This window comes from Saccharomonospora sp., assembly GCF_027317685.1.
GTDB lineage: Bacteria > Actinomycetota > Actinomycetes > Mycobacteriales > Pseudonocardiaceae > Saccharomonospora.
Window position 1 is genome coordinate 1 of record NZ_DAHVQP010000037.1, and the last position, 22,222, is coordinate 22,222.

The 22,222-nt window shown below is 67.5% G+C and carries 18 protein-coding genes and 2 rRNA genes; 9 read left to right on the forward strand and 11 right to left on the reverse strand.

Features of this window, described 5'->3' with window-relative positions:
• Positions 1-133: 133 nt before the first annotated feature.
• Complete coding sequence (glpK, locus tag M7H19_RS04150; RefSeq protein ID WP_298177286.1) at positions 134-1,648, forward strand: glycerol kinase GlpK; 1,515 nt, start codon at positions 134-136, stop codon at positions 1,646-1,648.
• Positions 1,649-1,675: 27 nt separating this feature from the next.
• On the opposite strand, the gene M7H19_RS04155 is transcribed toward glpK, so the two are convergent.
• A complete protein-coding gene (locus M7H19_RS04155) occupies positions 1,676-2,464 on the reverse strand; it encodes a VOC family protein (RefSeq protein ID WP_298177288.1) in 789 nt (262 codons plus the stop codon).
• Positions 2,465-2,558: 94 nt separating this feature from the next.
• On the reverse strand, positions 2,559-3,959 hold the full coding sequence (locus M7H19_RS04160) for an NAD(P)H-quinone dehydrogenase (protein ID WP_298177316.1): 1,401 nt from the start codon (positions 3,957-3,959) through the stop codon (positions 2,559-2,561).
• Positions 3,960-4,059: 100 nt separating this feature from the next.
• Here M7H19_RS04160 and M7H19_RS04165 point away from each other — a divergent pair, with 100 nt between their 5' ends.
• Positions 4,060-4,512, forward strand: coding sequence for a gamma-glutamylcyclotransferase (locus tag M7H19_RS04165; RefSeq protein WP_298177290.1), 453 nt, complete (start codon positions 4,060-4,062; stop codon positions 4,510-4,512).
• 75 nt (positions 4,513-4,587) lie between these two features.
• On the opposite strand, the gene M7H19_RS04170 is transcribed toward M7H19_RS04165, so the two are convergent.
• The 6 genes from M7H19_RS04170 to M7H19_RS04195 form a co-directional block, all read right to left on the reverse strand.
• Positions 4,588-5,481 (reverse strand): DUF559 domain-containing protein, encoded by an 894-nt coding sequence (locus M7H19_RS04170; RefSeq protein ID WP_298177292.1) that lies wholly within the window; start codon positions 5,479-5,481, stop codon positions 4,588-4,590.
• A 161-nt stretch (positions 5,482-5,642) separates the two neighbouring features.
• Positions 5,643-6,923, reverse strand: a complete 1,281-nt coding sequence (locus M7H19_RS04175; RefSeq protein WP_298177294.1) for an amidohydrolase — start codon at positions 6,921-6,923, stop codon at positions 5,643-5,645.
• Positions 6,924-7,150: 227 nt separating this feature from the next.
• Positions 7,151-7,504 carry a hypothetical protein gene (locus M7H19_RS04180; RefSeq protein WP_363321332.1) on the reverse strand — a complete coding sequence of 118 codons (354 nt, stop codon included), beginning with the start codon at positions 7,502-7,504 and terminating at the stop codon, positions 7,151-7,153.
• A gap of 17 nt (positions 7,505-7,521) precedes the next feature.
• A complete protein-coding gene (gene meaB / locus M7H19_RS04185) occupies positions 7,522-8,523 on the reverse strand; it encodes a methylmalonyl Co-A mutase-associated GTPase MeaB (RefSeq protein ID WP_298177296.1) in 1,002 nt (333 codons plus the stop codon).
• Positions 8,524-8,525: 2 nt separating this feature from the next.
• Positions 8,526-10,706, reverse strand: coding sequence for a methylmalonyl-CoA mutase (gene scpA, locus M7H19_RS04190; protein ID WP_298177298.1), 2,181 nt, complete (start codon positions 10,704-10,706; stop codon positions 8,526-8,528).
• Positions 10,703-12,565 (reverse strand): methylmalonyl-CoA mutase family protein, encoded by a 1,863-nt coding sequence (locus M7H19_RS04195; protein ID WP_298177299.1) that lies wholly within the window; start codon positions 12,563-12,565, stop codon positions 10,703-10,705. Before M7H19_RS04195 ends, scpA begins: the two co-directional genes overlap by 4 nt.
• 159 nt (positions 12,566-12,724) lie before the next feature.
• On the opposite strand from M7H19_RS04195, the gene M7H19_RS04200 reads away from it, so the two are divergent.
• Positions 12,725-13,963, forward strand: a complete 1,239-nt coding sequence (locus tag M7H19_RS04200) for a serine/threonine-protein kinase (protein ID WP_298177301.1) — start codon at positions 12,725-12,727, stop codon at positions 13,961-13,963.
• On the opposite strand, the gene M7H19_RS04205 is transcribed toward M7H19_RS04200, so the two are convergent.
• Complete coding sequence (locus M7H19_RS04205; RefSeq protein ID WP_298177303.1) at positions 13,941-14,609, reverse strand: MerR family transcriptional regulator; 669 nt, start codon at positions 14,607-14,609, stop codon at positions 13,941-13,943. The two genes, M7H19_RS04200 and M7H19_RS04205, sit on opposite strands and share 23 nt — an antisense overlap.
• 108 nt (positions 14,610-14,717) lie before the next feature.
• Between M7H19_RS04205 and M7H19_RS04210 the strand changes: the two genes are divergently transcribed.
• The 6 genes from M7H19_RS04210 to M7H19_RS04235 all read left to right on the forward strand — a co-directional run bounded on the left by M7H19_RS04210 (position 14,718) and on the right by M7H19_RS04235 (position 21,647).
• Positions 14,718-15,725, forward strand: a complete 1,008-nt coding sequence (locus M7H19_RS04210) for a hypothetical protein (protein WP_298177305.1) — start codon at positions 14,718-14,720, stop codon at positions 15,723-15,725.
• A 184-nt stretch (positions 15,726-15,909) separates the two neighbouring features.
• Entirely contained in the window at positions 15,910-16,716 is an 807-nt protein-coding gene (locus M7H19_RS04215; protein ID WP_298177307.1) for a purine-nucleoside phosphorylase, read from the forward strand.
• A 386-nt stretch (positions 16,717-17,102) separates the two neighbouring features.
• On the forward strand, positions 17,103-18,755 hold the full coding sequence (locus M7H19_RS04220; RefSeq protein ID WP_298177309.1) for a phospho-sugar mutase: 1,653 nt from the start codon (positions 17,103-17,105) through the stop codon (positions 18,753-18,755).
• Positions 18,756-18,937: 182 nt separating this feature from the next.
• Entirely contained in the window at positions 18,938-19,390 is a 453-nt protein-coding gene (locus M7H19_RS04225) for an NAD(P)H-dependent oxidoreductase (RefSeq protein WP_298177311.1), read from the forward strand.
• A gap of 68 nt (positions 19,391-19,458) precedes the next feature.
• Positions 19,459-20,142, forward strand: coding sequence for an LppX_LprAFG lipoprotein (locus tag M7H19_RS04230; RefSeq protein WP_298177313.1), 684 nt, complete (start codon positions 19,459-19,461; stop codon positions 20,140-20,142).
• Positions 20,139-21,647, forward strand: a complete 1,509-nt coding sequence (locus M7H19_RS04235) for an MFS transporter (protein ID WP_298177315.1) — start codon at positions 20,139-20,141, stop codon at positions 21,645-21,647. The genes M7H19_RS04230 and M7H19_RS04235 overlap by 4 nt, the downstream gene beginning before the upstream one ends.
• Before the next feature lie 141 nt (positions 21,648-21,788).
• Here M7H19_RS04235 and rrf read toward each other — a convergent pair.
• Together rrf and M7H19_RS04245 are read right to left on the reverse strand one after the other, a co-directional pair.
• Positions 21,789-21,905 (reverse strand): 5S ribosomal RNA (rrf, locus tag M7H19_RS04240).
• Positions 21,906-21,974: 69 nt separating this feature from the next.
• Positions 21,975-22,222 (reverse strand): 23S ribosomal RNA (locus M7H19_RS04245); the annotation flags it as partial.

A 22,222-nucleotide genomic window follows, 5' to 3' on the forward strand; every position in this document is an offset into this window, starting at 1 on the left:
GTTCATCGGCCAGGTCCTGAAGGCCCGCGAGACGTTGGAAGGTGTGGAAGGCCCTCCCGCTGGACGGGTTCCCGAACCCACCGACGCCACCGAGACACGCAGGTCCGAGTAACGACCGGCGGAAAGGACAGTCATGGCTTCATACATCGCCGCGATCGACCAAGGAACCACCTCCACCCGGACGATGATCTTCGATCACTCCGGCCAGGTCGTCGCCTCCGAGCAGCGAGAACATCGACAGATCTTCCCCAAGGCAGGTTGGGTCGAACACGACGCGGAGGAGATTTGGGCCAACACCAGGGCCACGGCGGCGGGCGCGCTCGCCAACGCCGACCTCACGGCGAGCGAGATCGCCGCCGTCGGCATCACCAACCAACGCGAGACCACGCTGGTGTGGGACCGCAAGACGGGAAAACCCGTCTACAACGCCATCGTCTGGCAGGACACCCGCACGGATCGCATCATCGAAGAACTGGGTGCGCTGGGTGAAGGCCAGGAACGCTACCGCGGCAAGACGGGGCTACCGCTGGCCACGTACTTCTCCGGCCCCAAGATCAAGTGGATTCTGGACAACGTGGAAGGCGCGCGCGAACGCGCCGAGAACGGTGACCTGTTGTTCGGCAACATAGACACCTGGGTGTTGTGGAACATGACGGGCGGCGTCGACGGCGGCATCCACGTCACCGACCCCACCAACGCCTCCCGCACACTGCTGATGGATCTCGACACCCTGTCCTGGAATCCCGACATCGCGGCCGACATGGGCATTCCGATGTCCATGCTGCCCGAGATCCGGTCGTCGTCGGAGACGTACGGCACCACCCGCGAGCGTGGCGCGTTCAGGGGTGTGCCCATCGCGGGTATCCTCGGCGACCAGCAGGCCGCGACCTTCGGCCAGGCCTGCCTGAGTGTCGGAGAGGCGAAGAACACCTACGGCACCGGTAACTTCGTGCTGCTCAACACGGGCACCGAGAAGGTGATGTCGCAGAACGGGCTGATCACCACCGTCTGCTACAAGCTCGGCACGAAGGACCCGATCTTCGCGTTGGAAGGCTCCATCGCCGTCACCGGATCGCTGGTGCAATGGTTGCGCGACAACCTCAAGATGATCGATTCGGCGCCCGAGATCGAGGAGCACGCGCGCACCGTGGAGGACAACGGCGGCGCCTACATCGTCCCCGCGTTCTCGGGCCTGTTCGCACCGTACTGGCGCTCCGACGCCCGTGGCGCCATCGTGGGTCTGACCCGATACGTCAACAAAGGACATATCTGTCGCGCGGCGCTCGAGGCGACGGCGTTTCAGACCCGCGAGGTCATCGACGCCATGAACGCCGACTCCGGCGTTCCGCTGAAATCCCTCAAAGCGGACGGCGGCATGGTAGTCAACGACCTGCTCATGCAGTTCCAGGCCGACATCCTCGGTGTGCCGGTGATCCGCCCGAAGGTCAACGAGACGACCGCGCTCGGCGCCGCCTACGCCGCGGGCCTGGCGGTCGGCTACTGGGAGGGGGAGAACGATATCCGCAACAACTGGGCCGAGGACAAACGCTGGGAGCCGAGTATGGACGAGGCTCGGCGGGAACGGGAATACCGCAACTGGAAGAAAGCCGTCACCAAGACGTTCGACTGGGGCACCGAAGAGGACTGACGAGGATCGACGAGACCTGTCGGGCTTCTAGGTGGCTTCCGGCTCGGCGGTAACGGTGATGACGGAGAAACCCACCCCCTGGTTGTCCGCGAGCACGGCCACGCGCCCGTACGGACTGTCCGCCGGTGGGACGACCACGTTACCGTCGAGCTCGGTGGCCCGTGCCGCCACAGCGTCCGTGTCGACGACACCGAAATACGTCATCCAGTGCGGCGGGACATCCGCGGGGACCTCGGTGGACAACTCCCCCAACCCGCCGACGACGCGTTCGTCCGACACGAACGTGCCGTAGGCGAGGTCCTGGTCCTCCTGCCGGCTGACCGTGTAACCGAACACGCGGCCGTAGAACTCCTTCGCCGTGGAGAAGTCACGGGTCAGGCACTCGTTCCACATCAGAGCCGACGGCGCGTCGGTCAGCTGCGCCCCGATGACCCGTCCCGCCTGCCACAGCCCGAACACCGCTCCCGTGGGATCCGAGGCGAGCGCCATCCGGCTGCCCCACAGCATGTCGGTCGGCCCGGTCAGCAGCCGTCCACCCGCGTCCGTCACCCTCGCCGCGGTGGCGTCCACATCCGACGTGGCGAGGTAGGTGGTCCACACCGGAGGAGCTTCCTGCCGCGGTTTTCTGCCACCGAGTCCGGCGACTATCCGACCGTTCACCAGGCACAGCAGGTAGTTATCCGTCTCGTCCCCCTGGTCGGCGAAGGCCCAGCCGAACAGGGCGCCGTAGAAGTCCATGGCCCTGCGCGGATCCGGTACCAGCAGATCGACCCAGCAAGGCGTGCCGTCGGGGTAGGGAGTGTCGCGGACGATCATGACGCGCTCCGGTGGTCCGGCGTGGACGAGCCGACTCCAGTCTCACATCACGCCCGACCGTCCGCAGGACGATCTTCCCTGTGCCGGTCCCGTGTCAGTCCAGGTCGTCGTGCCGCATCAGCTGCCGCCCGGCCTCGGTGATCGACCCGGACAGCGACGGGTACACCGAGAACGTCATCGCCAGGTTGTCCACGGTGAGCTGGTTCTGCACGGCCAACGCGATCGGCAGGATCAACTCACTGGCGTTGGGCGCCACCACGACCCCACCCACCACGACTCCCGTGGCCGGCCTGCAGAACAGCTTCACGAACCCGTGGTGCACCCCTTCCATCTTGGCGCGCGCGTTCGTGGCCAGCGGAAGCATGATGGTGCGCGCGGGCACCTCACCCGAGTCGATGGACTTCTGGCTCACCCCCACCGTGGCGATCTCGGGGTGCGTGAACACGTTCGCCGCGACCGTGCGCAACCTGATGGGGGCCACGCCCTCACCGAGCGCGTGCCACATCGCGATCCGGCCCTGCATGCTCGCCACGGACGCCAGCATCAACACACCCGTGCAGTCACCCGCCGCATACACCCCGGGAGCGCTCGTCCGCGACACCCGGTCGACGTTGATGAACCCACCCGGGCCGGGCTCGATCCCCACGCGTTCGAGTCCGATGTCACCGGTGTTCGGCACCGAACCGACGGTCATGAGCGCATGGCTGGCCTCGATCTGCCTGCCGTCGGTGAGGTGCACGACCACCCCGTCCGAAGTGCGTTCCACCCGCTCGGCCCTCGCGTGTTTCACCACGGTGGCGCCACGCCGGGAGAACACCTCCTCCAGCACCGCGGCGGCGTCGGCGTCCTCGTGCGGCAACACCCGGTCACGACTGGACACCACGGTGACCTTGACACCCATCTCGGTGTAGGCGGAGGCGAACTCGGCACCCGTCACACCCGACCCCACCACGGCGAGGTGCTCGGGCAGCTCGGGCAGGTCGTAGAGTTGCCTCCAGTCGAGGATGCGCTCTCCGTCGGGCACGGCACCCGGCAGCACCCGCGGCGTCGCACCCGTGGCCACCAGCACCACGTCGGCGTCGAGGATCTCCTCCTCACCGGTCTCCGAGTCGGTCACGCCGACCTTGTGCGTCGCCAAGCCCGGCTTGGAGTCACGGAACCGGGCGGTACCGGTCAGTATCCGCACCCCTTCCCGCTGCAGACGAGCACGGATGTCCGCGGACTGCGCGAGCGCCAAGTCCCGTACCCGGCCATGCACGGACGCCAGGTCGACCCGCGGCGGGTCCACGTGGATGCCGAGTTCGGAGAAACTCTGCAGGCTCGCTCGCGCACCGGAGGAAGCGATGTACGTCTTCGAGGGAACGCAGTCGTACAGCACGCACGCGCCACCAAGACCGTCCCGCTCGACGACGGTGACATCGGCTCCGTGTTGCGCCGCGACCAGTGCCGCCTCGTAGCCGGCAGGTCCGCCGCCCATGATCACGATCTTGGTCAACTTCGTTCCCTCCTCAACACGGCGCTGCATCGACAACTCTATGCGGGGACACGCGGAGTGCATCCGCTCGGGTGATGCGGTGGCCGTTACCCTGATGGTCGTGCCCCTCTATGCCGCGTACGGGTCCAACATGGATCCCGCCCAGATGTTGGAGCGAGCTCCCCACTCGCCGATGGCGGGCACCGGCTGGCTGGAAGGCTGGCGGCTCACCTTCGGCGGCGAGGACCTGAATTGGGAAGGCGCGCTCGCCACCATCGTCGAGGACCCGGGCTCGCGGGTCTTCGTGGTCCTCTACGACGTCACGCCGCTGGACGAGTCCCGGCTCGATCAGTGGGAGGGCGGAGAGCTCGGACTGCACAACAAGATCAGGCTGCGAGTCCAGACCATGGACGGTTCGGTGCTGGCGTGGCTGTACGTGCTCGATGCGTACGAGGGTGGACTGCCCTCCGCCCGCTATCTGGGTGTGCTGGCCGACGCCGCCGAAGCGGCCGGCGCCCCCGCCGACTACGTCACCGACCTACGCACCCGCCCCTGCAAACGCATCGGCCCCTGAACCACCGTGTCCGCAGGTTGTGTCGCCGTGTCCTCAGCCTGCGTCGCCATGTCCGCAACCCGCGATGGGAGAGCCCTAACGGGATCGTTGGGCGAACGCCTCGCGCAGCTCATCCAGAATCCGCGACGGGTCACGCAGGTCGTCAGCCGTCGCCCTGATCACCACCCATCCCCGCCCCGCCAATCGCCGGTCACGTTCGGCGTCGTACGCGGCCCGGTCCTCATGGGCTGCGTAACCGTCGTATTCCAAGGCGATCCGCCACTGCTCCCAGGCCAGATCGAGCACATACAGCAGACGCCCGTCGATCGTGTGTATCGGATGCTGAGGCTCCGGTACCGGGAATCCGGCTTCGACCACGGTCAGCAGAAGCGAGCTTTCGGGCGGTGAGTCCGCTCGCCCCGTGGCCAGCTCGGTGAGCATGAACGCCTTCGACACGCCACGCCGGTCGGCACGGGAGGCGAGACGGGCCCGCACGGCCGAACGGAACGACTCGCCCTCCTCGCCGGGACGCATGCGCAACGCCTGGTCCAGGGCCGCGAACGCGCGGCGCGCATCGCTGCCGCACAGTTGGTCGGCGATCGCGAGATCGAGCGGGAACACGGGAAGCCCGTCGAGCTCGATCACGTCGGCGGGGTTGAACCGGCTCTGGTGCATGGCGAGCCCCGGCCGGGATCTCGCGGACCGCGAGTACGGCACGGTCACGTGGATCGGGCCGGTTTCCGGCACCGCGTCGCAGCCGTGCAACCGCAACGCGGTCGGTCCGGAGATCACCACGGGTACGCCGACGAACAGGACGGCCGCTGCCGCACGAGCGCGAAGGTCCCCCAGGTCGGCCGTGCGCATCACGACTCCCCGCCACGGCTGAGTCAACACACCTTGGCGGAGAGCGGTCCTCAATGAGTATTCCCCCAGCACGGCCGCAGCGTCACGTCGAGTGACAGGGCCGCGCACTCCCCAGTCGTGCCGCATTCCCCCAGGCTGAACTGGATCTCGACCCGGCGCCACTGGTTATCCACAGGCTGTGGATAACCAGTGGGCCTGTGGATAACTCGTGTCCGCAGTTCCCGTAGCCGTGTTCGCACCGCACGATGCGGACACGACGACACAACCTGCGGACACGGTGTTCGTCATCAGGACGCCAGCGCGGCCAAGGCCGTGTGGACCATCACCCTGATACCGGTGAACAGGGCGCGTTCATCGGCCTCGAACGTCGGCTGATGCAGGTCGCGCATCTGTCCCTCACCGGACCACACGCCGAGCCGGGCGAACGCGCCGGGCACGTGCTCCAGGTACCAGCCGAAGTCCTCGCCCCCGGAGGACTGCTCCGCGGCGGCCAGGGCACCGGATCCCAGCGCGGCTTCCACACCCGCCCGGAGCAGGTCCGTGCTCTCCGGGTCACTGACCACGGGTGGAACACCCCGCAGGTAGTTCAGCTCGTACCCCACCCCGGTGGGGGCGAGCAGCGCCTTAACCGACGACTCCACGAGGGGCTCCAGCATCGTCCACGTCTCGTGGTCGGCGGTGCGCAGGGTTCCCCGCAACTTGCCTTCCTGGGGCACGGCGTTGGCCGCTTCCCCGGCGTGCACGGCGCCCCACACGAGCACGGTCCCCGACCGCGGGTCCACTCTCCGCGACAGCACGGTGGGCAGCGAGGTGATCACGGTGCCGAGCCCGTGCACGAGGTCGGCGGTCAGGTGAGGCCGTGAGGTGTGCCCTCCCGGCGAGGTCAGCGTCAGTTCCACGAGGTCCGCGGCCGACGTGAGCGCGCCCACTCGCGTACCGATCCGGCCGACGGGCAACCGGGGATCGCAGTGCAGGCCGAAGATCCGGTCCACGCCGTCGAGCACGCCGGCTTCGATGGCGTCGAGGGCTCCGCCGGGCATGACCTCCTCGGCGGGTTGGAAGATCAGTCGCACACGTCCCGGCAGTTCCGCGGCCGTGGCCAACGCCAGGCCCGCGCCGAGCAGCACCGTCGTGTGCACGTCGTGTCCGCAGGCGTGGGCGACCCCGTCCACGCCCGAGGCGAATGGCAGGCCCGTGGCCTCGGTCAACGGCAGAGCGTCCAGGTCGGCCCGCAGCGCCACACACCGCTGTCCACTGCCGATGTCGCAGACGACCCCGGTGCCCCCGGGCAGCACGGTCGGTCGCAGACCGGCCGAACGGAGCAACTTGGTCACGAGCTCCGTGGTGCCGTACTCACGCCGAGCGAGTTCGGGGTTGGCGTGGATGTGCCGGCGCCAGGACACGACGTCCGCCGCGCGGTCGGTCATCCAGGCGTCGAGCCAGCCGGGGCCGCGCCCTGCCCCCACATCCCCTGTGACGACCGTGTCGGACACGGTGAGCAGGGAGTCGGCCGATTCGGCCGGGTCGGATTCGCCCGGCACTTCGGGTCGCGAGTCGAGAACGGTCACACCGCACCTCCGCACGCAACCAGCGCGGCGATGGGGCACACCTCTGTCGTCCGCTGGTAGAGCTGTTAGAACGGGTCAACTACCGTACGCATGCCGTACGTATTGACTTTCAGTCTGGCACTTTCCAGCCTATGCGTAACCCGTATGTCCTAATGGATAGACAGAAGGTAGCCCATTTGCGCTAAACGGTGACGGACCGTTCGGTGGCGCCGTAGAACCGGAGGGCGCTATCCGCCCTTGGCGTTCTTCGCGCGGATGTACCGCCCCCAAGCCACGATGCCGAGCAGGATCGCCGCGATGACGCCCACCACAATCTTGTCCTTGTTCCGCTCGGCCTCGGCCTCGGTCTGGGGGTCGAGTTCCGGTTCCCCGCTCGGTGATTCCTCCGATCCCGAGGGGTCCCCGGTTTCGGAGGTGGTGTCGTCCTGCGCCACGACGTGAACGGCGGGAGCGGTCGACGCGGTACCCGACGCGGCAGGCACGGCCTGCGCTGCGGGCACGGTGGCACCGGCGGAGACGACGAGAACGACGGTGAGCACACTCAGCACAACCCCGAGAACACGCACGCTCACAGTCTGCACTGTCGGATGGTGTCTCGTCAGCCACCGTGCGACGTTTCGCCGCTGAACGCGGACAGTATGCGTTCAGCGGCGAGGGTGGCGGTGCTGCGGCCCTCGCGCACATCGCGTTCGACGTCGTCGACGATCGCGCGCACGGCCGGGTGCTCCACCAGCCGGTCCAGTAGCTGGTCCCGCACCATGGCCCAGACCCAGTCCACCTGCTGCTGTTGTCGCCTGGCCTCGAGTTCACCCGTCTCGACGAGCTGGTCGCGGTGCCGTGTCAGTTGTTGCCACACGGTGTCGAGCCCGGCCCCGGTCAGTCCGCTGCAGGTGAGCACGGGCGGGGTCCACGCGGCATCGGGGCCGTAGATCATCCGCAGCGCGCCGGACAGTTCCCTGGCGGCCCTGCGAGCCTCGCGTTCGTGCTCACCGTCGGCCTTGTTGACGGCGATCACGTCGGCGAGTTCGAGGACCCCCTTCTTGATGCCCTGGAGCTGGTCACCGGTGCGGGCCAGGGTCAAGAACAGGAACGAGTCGACCATGCCGGCCACGGTGACCTCCGACTGGCCGACCCCAACGGTCTCGACCAACACCACGTCGTAGCCGGCGGCTTCCATCAACACGATGGTCTCGCGCGTGGCGCGGGCCACCCCGCCGAGTGTGCCCGACGTCGGTGACGGCCGGACGAACGCGGCGGGGTCGGTGGAGAGCCGGGCCATACGCGTCTTGTCGCCGAGGATGCTGCCACCGGTCCGGGGGGACGACGGGTCCACGGCGAGCACGGCCACCCGATGTCCCGCTTCGGTGAGCTGGGTGCCGAGCTGGTCGATGAACGTGGACTTGCCCACGCCGGGCACCCCGGTGATACCGACCCGGACCGCGCCGCCCGCGTGTGGCAACAGTTCCACGAGCAGGTCCTGCGCCAGCTTGCGGTGCTCGGGGCGTTGCGACTCGACCAGCGTGATGGCCCGGGCCAGGGTGCCGCGGTCACCGTCGAGCACACCTTTGGCGTATGCGGGAACGTCGAGGATGCGTGCCATGGTTACGAGTGTCGCGCCTCGAGCTCGTCGAGCATCGTGACGACGCTGTCGGCGATCACGGTGCCGGGGCCGAAGATGGCGGAGGCTCCCGCGGCGCGCAGTTCGTCGTAGTCCTGGGGCGGGATGACGCCACCGCACACGATCATGATGTCGTCGCGGCCCAACGCGAGCAGTTCGTCCCGCAGTTCGGGCACCAGCGACAGGTGCCCCGCCGCCAGCGACGACACGCCCACGATGTGCACGTCGGCCTCGACGGCCTGGCGCGCCACTTCGGCGGGTGTCGAGAACAGCGGCCCGACATCGACGTCGAAACCGAGGTCGGCGAACGCGGTGGCGACCACCTTCTGCCCGCGGTCGTGGCCGTCCTGGCCCATCTTGGCCACCAGGATGCGCGGCCTGCGTCCCTCGGCCTCGGCGAACGCGTCGACCCGCTCGCGCGCGGCCTCCACATTGGCCGTCTTGCCGACCTCCTCGCGGTACACGCCGGAGATGGTACGGATCTGGCCGGCGTGCCGTCCCCAGACCTTCTCCAGGGCCTCCGAGATCTCCCCGACCGTGGCCTTGGCCCTGGCCGCGTCGATGGCCAGTTCCAGGAGGTTGCCGTCGCCCTCCGCGCCGGCGGTGAGCCTGCGCAGCGCGTCCTGGGTGGCGTCCTCGTCCCGTTCGGCGCGCAGCCTGCGCAGCTTCTCCAGCTGCTGCGCCCGCACACCCTCGTTGTCGATCTTGAGGACGTCGAGTTCGGTGTCGTCCTCCGCGCCGAGGCGGTGCTTGTTCACGCCGATCACCGGCTGCCTGCCCGAGTCGATGCGGGCCTGCGTGCGGGCCGCGGCCTCCTCGATGCGCAGTTTGGGGATCCCGGCGTCGATGGCCCTGGCCATACCGCCCGCGGACTCGACCTCCTCGATGTGGCTCCACGCCCGACGGGCGAGTTCGTAGGTGAGCCGTTCGACGTACGCGCTGCCGCCCCACGGGTCGATGACGCGCGTGGTGCCGGACTCCTGCTGGAGCAGCAACTGCGTGTTGCGCGCGATGCGGGCGCTGCTGTCGGTGGGCAACGCCAGGGCCTCGTCGAGGGCGTTGGTGTGCAGCGACTGCGTGTGGCCCTGGGTGGCCGCCATCGCCTCGACACACGTGCGCACCACGTTGTTGTAGACGTCCTGGGCCGTGAGCGACCACCCGGAGGTCTGGCAGTGCGTGCGCAGGCTCAGCGATTTGGGGTTGCTCGGCTCGAACTGCTTCACGAGCTTTGCCCACAGCAGGCGCGCGGCCCGCAGCTTCGCGACCTCCATGAAGAAGTTCATGCCGATGGCCCAGAAGAACGACAGCCGCGGGGCGAACGCGTCGATGTCGAGCCCGGCGTCCAGGCCTGCGCGGATGTACTCGACGCCGTCGGCCAACGTGTACGCCAACTCCAGATCGGCCGTGGCCCCGGCCTCCTGCATGTGGTAGCCGGAGATCGAAATGGAGTTGAACTTCGGCATCCGCTGCGAGGTGAACGCGAAGATGTCGGAGATGATCCGCATCGACGGCTGCGGCGGGTAGATGTAGGTGTTGCGGACCATGAACTCCTTGAGGATGTCGTTCTGGATGGTCCCCGCCAGCTGCTCGGGCCGAACACCCTGTTCCTCGGCCGCCACCACGTACAGCGCCAACACGGGCAGGACGGCGCCGTTCATGGTCATCGACACGCTCATGCGGTCGAGCGGGATGCCGTCGAACAGCTGCCGCATGTCGTAGATCGAGTCGATGGCCACGCCCGCCATGCCGACATCACCGGCCACGCGCGGGTGGTCGGAGTCGTAACCGCGGTGGGTGGCGAGGTCGAACGCCACCGACAGGCCCTTCTGGCCCGCGGCGAGGTTGCGCCGGTAGAAGGCGTTGGACTCCTCGGCCGTGGAGAACCCGGCGTACTGGCGGATGGTCCACGGCTGGGTGGTGTACATCGTCGGGTACGGGCCCCGCAGGTACGGCGCGATGCCGGGATAGGTGCGCAGGAAGTCCAGGCCCGTCAGGTCCTCCGCCGTGTAGAGCGGTTTGACCCCGATGCCCTCCGGGGTCTCCCACGTGAGCGCGTCGACGTCCTTGCCGGTGGCGGCGCGCAGCGCCTCCGTCCATTCCTGCCTGTCGCCGCTCGGTGCGGCGCCGGACCCCAGCTCGATGTCGCTGAAATCGGGAATGCTCATCGCGCGACTCCCAGAGTGTCGAGGGTGTCAGAGAGGACGGCGAGTGCGTCGCATCCGGTGTGGACGTAACCCGTGACGCCGTCGATGTCGGCCGGTTTGCCCGCGAGCAACACCGTGGTCGCGCCCGCCGAACGCAGGGCCGCGGCCAGGGCCTCGGCGTCCTCGCCGTACGCGGTGTCGCTGCCACACAGGCAGGCCACGGTGGTTCCGCTGTCGCGGAAGGCGGCCACGAGGTCCTCGACGGACGGGTCGGCAAGGCCTGGGTTCACCGGCTCGATCCCACCCGCCTGGAAGAGGTTCGCGGCGAACGTGGCCCGCGCCGTGTGCTGCGCCAGCGGGCCGAGCGTGGCGAGGAAGACCTTCGGTCGGCTGCCGTGCTCGGCGAGGTGGGCGTCGGACCGGTCGCGGAGCCGTTCGTAGTCTTGCGCGTACCGGACTCGCGGAAGCCCTCCGCCTTCCTCCGCCGGTCGAGGCGCCCGCTCGAAGGTGTTCTCGTCCAGCAGCGGGAACTCGCTGACGCCGGTGATCGGGTCACGACGGGTCGCGATCCGCCGCGATCGCTTCTGCCACGTGTCGGCCAAACGGTCGGCCAACGCGCCCGAAGCGAGTTCAGCCTCGATACCGCCTGCCTTCTCGATGGCGGTGAACTCGTCCCAGGCCGCGCGCGCGAGCGCGTCGGTGAGGTTCTCGACGTACCACGAGCCACCCGCCGGGTCGATCACGTTGGCGAGTTTGCTTTCCTCCAGCAGGATCGCCTGGGTGTTGCGGGCCAACCTGCGCGAGAACTTCTCGGGCAGTCCGATCGCGTGGTCGAACGGCAACACGGTCACCGCGTCGGCACCGCCGACACCGGCCGCGAAGCAGGCGACGGTGGTGCGCAGCAGGTTCACCTCGGGGTCCCGACGGGTCAGCATGGCGGGCGAGGTGACAGCGTGCTGGCGCATGGCGATGTCGGAGGCACCACACACTTCCAACACACGTGCCCACACTCTGCGCGCGGCACGGAACTTCGCGATGGTGCCGAACTGCTCGGTGGTCGCGGCCAGCCGGAACTCGATGCGCGCGGCGGCCGCATCGACGTCGAGCCCGGCATCGGTCACGGCACGGAGATACGCCACCGCCGTGGCGAGCGCGGCGCCGAGTTCCTGGGCGTCGGAGCCGCCGGCTTCGTGGTAGGGCAGACCGTCGGCCACCAGTGTGGACAGTTTCGGGTAGCGCTCGGCGAGCCTGGCCGTGAGCGCGGCGGCGGCACCCACGTCCTGCTCGCGGCCTGTGCGTGCGCGGACGCCGATCGGGTCCGCGCCCAGACCACCCGCCACCTCGGTGTCGGGCACGCTGCGCTCGGCGTACAGCGCGAGCAGGGCCTCCGCCGAGCGCTCGTACTCCTCACCCGCGTCGAGCACGACCGGGGCGAGGTCGAGCTGCACCTCCCGCAGAACGGCGTCGAGTGAGGAAACCGGCACCGCGCCGGGCTCGTTCTCCCCCACGCGCAGCCACAGCGACGTCACCCCGCCGTCGAGGTCGGTCAACACCGCCTCGTTGAGGTCGGCGGCAGCGGCGGCGTCGAAGTTCTCCCCCGCCTCGTAGTGGGCCCGCGTGTCCCAGCCTGCGAGTACGTGGCCGTCGGGCCGGGCGCCTCGGACGAACGGAGGCAGTCCGGGGAATCCCGAGGGCGGGGCCGGGTCGTCGGCGGTGTAGAGCGGCTGGATCTCGATTCCGTCGTCAGTGGTGATCCGCAACCGGTCCCAACCGGTACCGACTTTGTCGAGAACCTTCTCGACGAGCTCTTCCCAGTCCTGCCGGCTCGGCGTGTCGAACTCGGCTGCCAGCACCAGTTCGGCCTCAGCCCCGTTGCTCATGCCTAGTCATAGTAGGTCCGGGAGACCATTTTGGGATGTGAGCTTAATCGCCCCTGAAGAGACGAAATGCCCTTAAAAGCATTAAGTATGCCGGCTCCCGCGGCCGGTGCGCACGGAGTCCACAACCACGAGGCACGTGTCGTCCGCGACAATGGGCGCGTGTCCGCCCCGACAGACGACCGACGACTCGTAGCCGGCCGCTACCGGCTGCGATCCGTGCTCGGCTCCGGGTCGATGGGCACCGTGTGGTCGGCCTACGACGAGTTCCTGCACCGCCCCGTCGCGGTGAAGGAGGTCCGTATGCCACATGGTGTCCCGCCGGCCCGGGTCACCGAGCTCCGCGAACGAACACTGCGCGAGGCCAGAGCCATCGCGGTGTTATCGCACCCGAACGTGGTAATCCTGCACGACGTCGTCAGGGAACACGGCGAACCGTACGTCGTGATGGAGCTACTTCCCTCCCGCAGCCTGGCCGGGCTGCTGCGCCAGGCGGGCAGGCTGACCGTCGCGCAGGCGGCGGCCGTCGGGGAGGCCGTGGCCGCCGCTTTGGAGGCCGCCCACGCCGCGGGCATCACCCACCGCGACGTCAAGCCCGGCAACGTGCTGGTGGCGGACGACGGGCGCATCAAGCTCACCGACTTCGGCATCGCGCGCAACGTGTCCGAGGCGACGATGACGCACACGGGCATGATGCTCGGCTCACCCGCGTTCATCGCCCCCGAGGTCGCCACCGGTGGACCGGTGACCTACACGGCCGACCTGTGGGGACTGGGCGCCACCCTGTTCGCCGCCGCCGAGGGGCGACCACCGTACGACGCCGACGGCGACCCGCTGGAGACCGTGGTCAGCGTGGTCCAGGGCGATGTGCCGCGCCCTTCCCCCGGCCCGCTAGCACCGGTGATCCGGGGCCTGATGATGAAGAAGCCGTCGGAGCGCATGTCCTTGGCTGAGGTGCGGCGCCGGCTCTATCCACTGTTGACACAACCTCGACACACGTTGTTCCCGGCCGAGCTGTTCACCGAGAGCGAGACCGGCCGAGCCCGCGACGAGGCCAGCATCACGCGGGTGATCCCGAAGGTCCCCGCTCTCGCGGAGGAAACGGACGCCGAGGGCGGCGCGCTGGCCTCCGATCCCGGCCCACTGCCGTTCGCCACGAGCGGCGACGAACCCACCTCGCCCGCGCCGCAGGCCAGAAACCCTCGACCGGCCCAGCGCAAGCCCACCCACTCGAAACGACCCTCGACGTGGCCCGCCTGGCTACCTCGGCCGAACTACGGACTGTTCGCCGACCTGACGGGCACGATCACCGACCGCAAGGGCGTACTGGCGACGGCCGCCGTGGTGTTCGTCCTCGCCGCCGCACTCGGATTCGCACTCACGCGGATCCTCGGGGGCTGATCTCTTCGCCCTCTCCGTCCGAGCCGAACACGGTCGCCGAGACGCTCGCCTGCGCCAGCCTGCGCAGAGCCACCAGCAATGCGTCACCGAAAAGGGTGCCGACCACCATGCCCTCCACGATCGATTCCGTGCTCGGCAGTCCCGCGATGTAGCGGACGTCGGCCTCGGCGATGTTTTCGGCGGAGTCCGCATAGCGGTCCAGTACCGAGGCGAGATCGGCGTACCCGAGGGTGTACATCGTCGCCAGCACGCCGATGAGCGAATCGACCGCCGGTGAGTCCTCCTCGTACACCCAGCCACGTTCGTCGAGAAGTCTCTCGGCCGTGGCCCGGGCCCATTCGCGCGCCTCCTCGTCGGCTTGCTCCGTGTTCGCAAGCGGAAGCCCGTACTGGGTCACACCGAGAACGTGATGCAGCGACATCTCACTGGAGTCGAGGGCGACCAGGACCTCCTTGGCCGTGGCCACCGACAGACTCCCGACGTCGAGCAACGCACGCACAAGCCGTAGGCGCTGGACGTGAGTGTCGTTGTAGTGCGCCTGGTTGGGGCTCGTGCGTTCACCGGGATGCAGAAGGCCCTCACGCAGGTAGTACTTGATGGTCGCGACGGGGACGCCCGACTCCCTACTGAGTTCGGCCATACGCATGTCGATCTCGCCTTTCCTGTGGACTCCCCAGAGTGGGCAGTGTAACTTCCCATTTCAGATAGCGACGCTATCCGCTATCTATATCTAGCGACGGATGGGATGAACCCGATGAAAGCGGAGCAGTACCGCACGTGGCATCGCCCGATGCTCGTCTGCGCGGCGCTGATGACGGTCATGACAGTGGTGTCGGCCGTCGGACTCGTCGTGGACGACCGCAGCATCGGCGGCGCGCCGGCATGGCTCAAACCCTTCAAATTCGCCGTGTCGATCGCGGTGTACTGCGTCACCTGGGCCTGGCTCGTGTCCCTGCTACGGACTCGACGCCGCCTCGCCCACCGGGTGTCGAACGTCCTCGTGGGCGTACTGGTGCTCGAATACACGATCATCGTGATCCAGGTGCTCAGGGGAACGAGCAGTCACTTCAACTTCACGACCCCACTCAACGCCGGGCTAGTCACCCTCATGGGCATCTCGATCACCCTCCTGTGGGTCGGCACCCTGGTACTCACACTCCTCCTGCTGCGAACCCCCATCGCGGAGGCCGCCGACCGGTGGGCGGTGCGCCTCGGCGCCCTCATCTCACTCGCCGGCCTGGGCCTCGGCGGCCTCATGACCTCCCCGACCGACGAACAACTGACCCAGGAGGAACAAAGCACCATCGGCCGCATCATCGGCGCCCACACGGTGGGCCTTCCCGACGGCGGACCGGGCATGCCGATCACCGGCTGGAGCACCGTCGGCGGCGACCTGCGTATCCCCCACTTCGTGGGCATGCACGCACTGCAGGTGCTCCCCCTGCTCGCGATACTGCTGCCCCTGCTGGCCCGGCGCTGGGCACGACTCCACGACGACGTCGTCCGTGGACGGCTCGTCCTCGTGGCAGGCTCCTCCTACGCCGCCGTGCTCGCGCTGCTGACCTGGCAGGCCCTACGCGGACAACCGTTGACCAGCCCCGATGCACTCACCCTGACCGTGTCGTTCGCGCTCATGGCCCTCTCCGCCGTGGGTGTGGCCTGGGCTCTACGCACCCGGACACCGCGCGACGCCCCCAACGACACAGACGAACAGAGACCGACGTCCTCCTCAGCACAGGAACTACAGCACCGTGATGCCTGATCCGACACCGCGTCCCCATACGCAGCACCTGTCGTGCGTACAGGACCTCGGTACCGGACCGGTCAGCTCCACCATCCACGCCCCTGCAGCTCCAGCGGTCCCCGGCCGTTTCTCGCCGAACCATCACTTCGTCGAATCGTCCGGTCGCCCACGAACAGGTCGTCGGGGCCTAAGCTGCACGACCGTGAACTCCAGCGACACCCAACCCCGTGACCTTGCCGCCACAGCGGCATCCGTGCTGACCGACCGCACCGGTGTCGAAGCGTTCGACATCGCCGTGGTCCTCGGCTCCGGCTGGCGTCCCGCGGCCGACATCATCGGCGAGCCGGAAGCGGAGATCCCCCTCGGTGAACTACCGGGATTCGAGACCCCCAGCGCCGTGGGCCACGGTAGTACCGCACGTGTCGTCACGATCGGCGACAAACGGATCCTGGTGCTCCTCGGTCGCACCCACCTCTACGAAGGCAAAGGAGTGGCCAGGGTCGTCCACAGTGTGCGCACGGCGGCCGCCGCCGGTGTGCGCACCGTACTGTTGACCAACGCCGCGGGCGGACTGCGCGACGGCTTCCAGGTCGGCCAGCCGGTCATCATCGCCGACCACCTCAACATGACCGCCACCTCGCCCATCACGGGCGCGAACTTCGTCGATCTCGTGGATCTGTACTCGCATCGGCTACGCGCGGTCGCCAAGGAGATCGACCCGTCTCTGGCCGAAGGTATCTACGCCGGACTGCCCGGGCCGCACTTCGAGACACCCGCCGAGATCCGCATGCTGCGAACGCTCGGCGCGGACCTGGTGGGCATGTCGACCGTGTTGGAAGCCATCGCGGCCCGCGCGGAGGGCGTCGAGGTGTTCGGGCTGTCACTCGTCACCAACCTCGCGGCGGGCATAACCGGCGAGCCCCTGGATCACCAGGAAGTCCTCGAAGCGGGCCGGGCCTCCGCCGAGCGGATGGGCGGACTGCTTCGGGAACTCGTCACGCGGGCCTGAAAACGCGGAATTCACTTGTCCGTCGCCCAACCGCCGGTCACAACCGGCACGTCGGCGATCTCTCTGAATTCCGCCATGGTCGGCTCCTTTCACGCAGAGGGCATTCGCCCGAATTTCGTCAGGTGAGGGTGATGCGCCGAAACGTCGGCGCATCACCGAATCTGGCGAAGGACATCCTCGACGGCAATAACTCGATCGTGTTCCGCATAGCGCACCCATTCAGTACTGGGGTAAAAATGCGCCGATTATGAGGAAAAAGAACTCGACATCGCTGCTCATCGAATATTTCTGCAAAGCGAAGAAAGCACATTGCAGAAAAGTGGATTGTGGGGTTCGTCACGCGGGGCGGCTGCCCCCGGAGCCGGTCACCTTGCCACTATGACGTGATGCAGCAGAAACCGCCCCGGCTGACGACCCAGCTCCGGGACACGACGTTCCGCTGGATCGCCGACGACGTCGACGACGACACCCGCGCAGAGCTGCAGGACCTGCTGGCTCGCGCGATGACAGGCGACCCGGACGCGGTGGTCGACCTCGACGATCGCATGGCAGGCCCCCTCGCCTTCGGCACGGCAGGACTTCGCGGCCCGGTGAGGGCCGGCCCGAACGGCATGAACACGGCCGTGGTCATCCGCACCACAGCGGGTCTTGCAGCGTGGCTGGCACAGACCCATCCTGAAGGCACGGTCGTCATCGGCAGGGACGCACGACACGGTTCCGAGCGGTTCGCCTCGGCCACGGCCGAGGTCCTCGACGGCGCCGGGTTCGACGTGCACGTGCTGCCACGTCCGCTGCCCACTCCCGTACTTGCCTACGCCACGCTCGCGCTCGGCGCCTGTGCGGGCGTGCAGATCACCGCGTCCCACAATCCGCCCGCAGACAACGGCTACAAGGTGTTCGACCACACCGGGATCCAGATCATCCCGCCCGCCGACACCGAGATCGAACAGCGGATCTCGGCTGCCCCCGGCGCGGTGTCCGTGCCCCGGGGCCGAGGCGCCCGCACACTCGGCGACGACGTGCTGCAGGGCTATCTCGACCGCGTCGCCGCGTTGGCCACAAGTCCGAACCGAGACGTGCGCATCGCCCTCACGCCGTTGCACGGGGTCGGAGGCGACGTCGCGGTCGAAGCTCTGCGACTCGCCGGCTTCACCGACGTCCACCTGGTCGAGGAACAGGCCGAGCCCAACCCCGACTTCCCCACCGTCGCCTTCCCCAATCCGGAGGAGAAAGGCGCCACCGACCTGTTGCTGGAACTGGCGTCCGATGTCGACGCCGATCTCGCGATCGCGCTCGACCCCGACGCCGACCGCTGTGCACTCGGCGCACGTGCTGCCGACGGGACGTGGCACATGCTCCACGGAGACGAAGCCGGTGTGCTGCTCGGCGATCGACTGCTGGCCCGCACCGACGTGCCCGATCCCCTCGTCGCCACGACGCTGGTGTCGTCCTCCATGCTCGCCGACGTCGCCGCCGCCCACGGAGCACGTCATGCGCGCACGCTCACCGGGTTCAAGTGGCTTCTGAGGGCGGGCGAACGTCTGGTCTACGCCTACGAGGAAGCGCTCGGCGTGTGTGTGAATCCCGATTTCGTGAAGGACAAGGACGGTATCGCCACCGCCGTGTTCGCCGCGGATGTCGCAGCCGAGGCGAAGAGTCGGGGCCGCACCCTGTTCGACCTGCTCGACGAGCTGACACTGCGACACGGTGTGTCGGTCACCGGCCAGGTGGCACCCCGGTTCACCGATCTGTCCGAACGGGCGACGGTGATGGAACGGTTGCGCTCCCAGCCTCCGGCCGAACTCGCGGATGTCCCGGTCACCACCGAAGAACTGCCGGAGGCCGACGCGCTCAAGCTCAGCGGTGATCGGGTCCGTGTCATCGTGCGACTGTCCGGAACGGAACCGAAGGTGAAGGCCTATTTGGAGGTGACGGCACCCGCGCCCCCTCCAGAACAGCTCACCGAGGCCCGTCGCGCGGCATACGAAACCCTTGCCGCCCTGCGCGACGACGTGTCACGCCTCCTCGCCGCGCAATAAACCAACCCACAATCGTGTCCGCAGCCTGCGTAGCCGTGTCCACAGTTCGTGAAGGCGAACCCTGACCGAGACCGCACCTGAAGAGCGCGGGACACGGTGGCATTCGTGCCATTCGCCTCTCACGCGTGGTCTCTACGGCAAGCAGGTTGCGGACCCGGACGCGCGAGGGCACTCTCGGGTCCGTGGCCACGTTGTTGATCGTTCACCACACCCCTTCCCCACACCTTCAGACCATGCTGGAGGCCGTGGTGTCGGGTGCGACGGATCCTGAGATCACCGGCGTCGACGTCGTCCGCGAACCCGCTTTGTCGGCCACCGCTTCGGACGTCCTCGCCGCCGACGGATACCTGCTCGGGACTCCGGCGAACCTCGGTTACATGTCCGGGGCGTTGAAGCATTTCTTCGACACGGTGTACTACCCGTGCCTGGAGGCGACTCGAAAACGCCCGTTCGGCTACTACGTGCACGGCAACCAGGGAACCGAAGGCGCCACCAGGTCGATCGACAGCGTCACCACGGGACTGGGTTGGGACAAGGCCACACCCGCCGTGGTGGTGCACGGAGAGCCGAGCAAGGAAGATCTGGCCGCGTGTTGGGAGCTGGGTGCGACCATCGCCGCTGGTCTTTCGGAGTGACGAGTACCGCACTTTCCTCCAGAGGCGTATTGCCTCGGCGAGTCGGCGGGTGTGCCTACGATTCGACCATGACGTTGCGCCGAATCCTCGTGGGCGCGTGCGCGCTCCTGGTCGCCCTCACCACAACCGCATGTGGTTCCGACGACGCCCCTAGTGGGCCTTTGCCCGACGCGTCCACGCTGATTCGTGACGCCGCCGCGGCGACCCGCGATATCGAGAGCACTCACTTCACCATCGAGGTCACCGGCACGATCCCGGGGCTGGCAGTACGAAGCCTCGACGGTGACCTCACACGCAGCGGCGAAGCCCAGGGCACCGGCACCATCGAACAGGTCGGACAACTCGTCGAGGTGTCTTTCGTCCTCGTCGACGACACACTGCATTTGAAAGGCCCGACCGGCGGTTACCAAGAGATCCCGGCGGCGCTCAGCTCCTCGATCTACGATCCGTCCGCGGTCCTCGATCCCGAGCGTGGCGTGGCGAAACTACTCACGAGCTTGCGTGAGCCTCGCACCGAAGGAACGGACGAGCTGGACGGCGTGTCGACGTACAAGGTCAGCGGCAGCTTGGCCAAGGACGTCCTCTCCGGGGTGGTACCCGGTGCCGACGGTGACGCCGACGTGACGTTCTGGCTGAGCGCGGACGACGAACACTTGCCCGTCAAGGCCAGCGCGACATTGAGCGACGAGGCGTCCGTGGACATCACACTGTCCGAGGTGAACGCGCCTGTGACCGTGGAGCCACCGGCGTGACCGAGACCGTCGTTCCCCGGCGGGGGCGTTCGCTCGCCATCGGCGCCGGCGGTCTCGCCGTCCTGTTGGGAGCTCTCGACACCTACGTCGTCATCGGCCTCTTTCGGCAGATCATGGAGGATCTGCAGATCCCGGTGAACCGACTGGAACGGTTGACGCCGATCGTCACCGGATATCTCCTCGGCTATGTCGCCGCCATGCCCTTGTTGGGCCAGGCATCCGACCGCTTCGGTCGTAAACGCCTGCTCCAGGTGTGTCTCGGCATGTTCACGATCGGTTCGGTGCTGACAGCCGCCGCGCCGGATCTCCCGCTTGTCGTCACGGGCCGGGTCGTCCTCGGCGTCGCAGGCGGCGCCTTGTTGCCGGTCACCATGGCTTTGGCCGCCGACCTCTGGTCTTATCGGCGTCGTGCCACCGTGCTGGGCGCTGTGGGGGCCGCCCAGGAACTGGGCAGCGTGCTGGGGCCCGTTTACGGCATCGTGCTCGCGGCCGCCACTGGTTGGCGCGGAGTGTTCTGGGTCAACGTGCCGCTGGCGCTGCTCGCAATGGTGGCGGTGCATTTCTCCGTGCCCTCGACACAGCCACGCCGCACCGCACCTGTCGATGTGCTGGGTGGTGGCCTGCTCGCCGCCACTCTGGGTCTTCTGGTCGTCGGCCTCTACAACCCTGAACCCGGTGAGCAGGTGCTGCCTGGGTGGGGGATCCCTGTTCTCGTTACTGCCGCGGTCACTTTCGTCGCATTCCTTGTTCACCAGGCCAAGGCGAACAATCGGCTGATCGATCCCACACGGATACGGATGAGGCCGTTCCTCGCGGCTCTCGGCGTGAGCCTCGCGGCGGGTGCCGCTCTTATGGTGACTCTCGTCGACGTGGATTTGTTCGTTCAGACTCTGCTCGGACTCGACGATGAAGGCGGCGTGCTGCTGCTGTTGCGTTTCCTTGTGGCACTGCCCGTGGGCGCACTTGTCGGCGGTGTGTTGACGTCACGGTTCGGGGAGCGCTGGGTCGCTGTGTGCGGCATGCTTGTCTCGGCCGTCGGGTTTTGGCTCATGTCGGCGTGGACGGCCGACGTGCAGTCCGATCCACACGTGCTCGGGATTTTTCTCCTTCCGCGCATGGACACCGATCTCGCCATCGTCGGCCTGGGTCTGGGGCTGGTTATCGCTCCGCTGTCCTCAGCCGTATTGCGGGTCACGTCTGAGGAGCAACACGGTGTCGCGTCAGCCGGCGTCGTGGTGGCCAGGATGACCGGCATGCTGGTGGGGATCGCCGCACTGTCGGCGTGGGGACTGCACCGGTTCCACAGCATGACGGCCTCGCTCGATGTGCCGTTGCCGATGCTGTATTCGTCCGACGAAGCATTCCAAGCGGCCATGGACGCTTATACCGACGCGGTGAGCGAGGCCATGGTCACTCAGTACACCGAAATCTTCGCCATAACCGGCGTCGTGTGCGCTCTTGGAGCGCTGTGTGCAACGTTGATCAGCACACGACCGAATCAATGAACAGACAAAAAGCGCCCGCAACAATTCGAGCGGGCGCTAAATCAACCACAAGATCGTATGACTTGCGAAAAACAAGGAAAGAAAAAGTGCAGGAACAAGGAGAGGGAGGACAAACTGTCCTCCCTCTCCTTTAAAGTTTGTGTTCGGCGGTGTCCTACTCTCCCACACCCGTAGGGGTGCAGTACCATCGGCGCTGGTGGGCTTAGCTTCCGGGTTCGGAATGGGACCGGGCGTGTCCCCACCGCTATAACCACCGAAACTCTACGAAACAACACACCCCCCTTGGGGTGGTGTTTCAGAGTCGCAGAGTGGATGCGTAGCACCTTTGTAGTCAAGCCCTCGGCCGATTAGTACCAGTCCACTCCAGCACGCATTACTGCGCTTCCATGTCTGGCCTATCAACCCCATCATCTCTGGGGGGCCTTACCCACTCCAAGGTGGTGGGAGACCTCATCTTGGAACAGGCTTCCCGCTTAGATGCCTTCAGCGGTTATCCTTTCCGAACGTAGCTAACCAGCCATGCCCCTGGCGGGACAACTGGCATACCAGAGGTTCGTCCGTCCCGGTCCTCTCGT

What these genes read in the sequence shown, in the direction of transcription:
- glpK (WP_298177286.1), top strand. Translation starts at nt 134, where the DNA reads ATGGCTTCATACATCGCCGCGATCGACCAAGGAACCACCTCCACCCGG.
- M7H19_RS04155 (WP_298177288.1), bottom strand. Translation starts at nt 2,464, where the DNA reads ATGATCGTCCGCGACACTCCCTACCCCGACGGCACGCCTTGCTGGGTC.
- M7H19_RS04170 (WP_298177292.1), bottom strand. Translation starts at nt 5,481, where the DNA reads ATGCGGCACGACTGGGGAGTGCGCGGCCCTGTCACTCGACGTGACGCT.
- meaB (WP_298177296.1), bottom strand. Translation starts at nt 8,523, where the DNA reads ATGGCACGCATCCTCGACGTTCCCGCATACGCCAAAGGTGTGCTCGAC.
- scpA (WP_298177298.1), bottom strand. Translation starts at nt 10,706, where the DNA reads ATGAGCATTCCCGATTTCAGCGACATCGAGCTGGGGTCCGGCGCCGCA.
- M7H19_RS04195 (WP_298177299.1), bottom strand. Translation starts at nt 12,565, where the DNA reads ATGAGCAACGGGGCTGAGGCCGAACTGGTGCTGGCAGCCGAGTTCGAC.
- M7H19_RS04205 (WP_298177303.1), bottom strand. Translation starts at nt 14,609, where the DNA reads ATGCGTATGGCCGAACTCAGTAGGGAGTCGGGCGTCCCCGTCGCGACC.
- M7H19_RS04210 (WP_298177305.1), top strand. Translation starts at nt 14,718, where the DNA reads ATGAAAGCGGAGCAGTACCGCACGTGGCATCGCCCGATGCTCGTCTGC.
- M7H19_RS04220 (WP_298177309.1), top strand. Translation starts at nt 17,103, where the DNA reads ATGCAGCAGAAACCGCCCCGGCTGACGACCCAGCTCCGGGACACGACG.
- M7H19_RS04230 (WP_298177313.1), top strand. Translation starts at nt 19,459, where the DNA reads ATGACGTTGCGCCGAATCCTCGTGGGCGCGTGCGCGCTCCTGGTCGCC.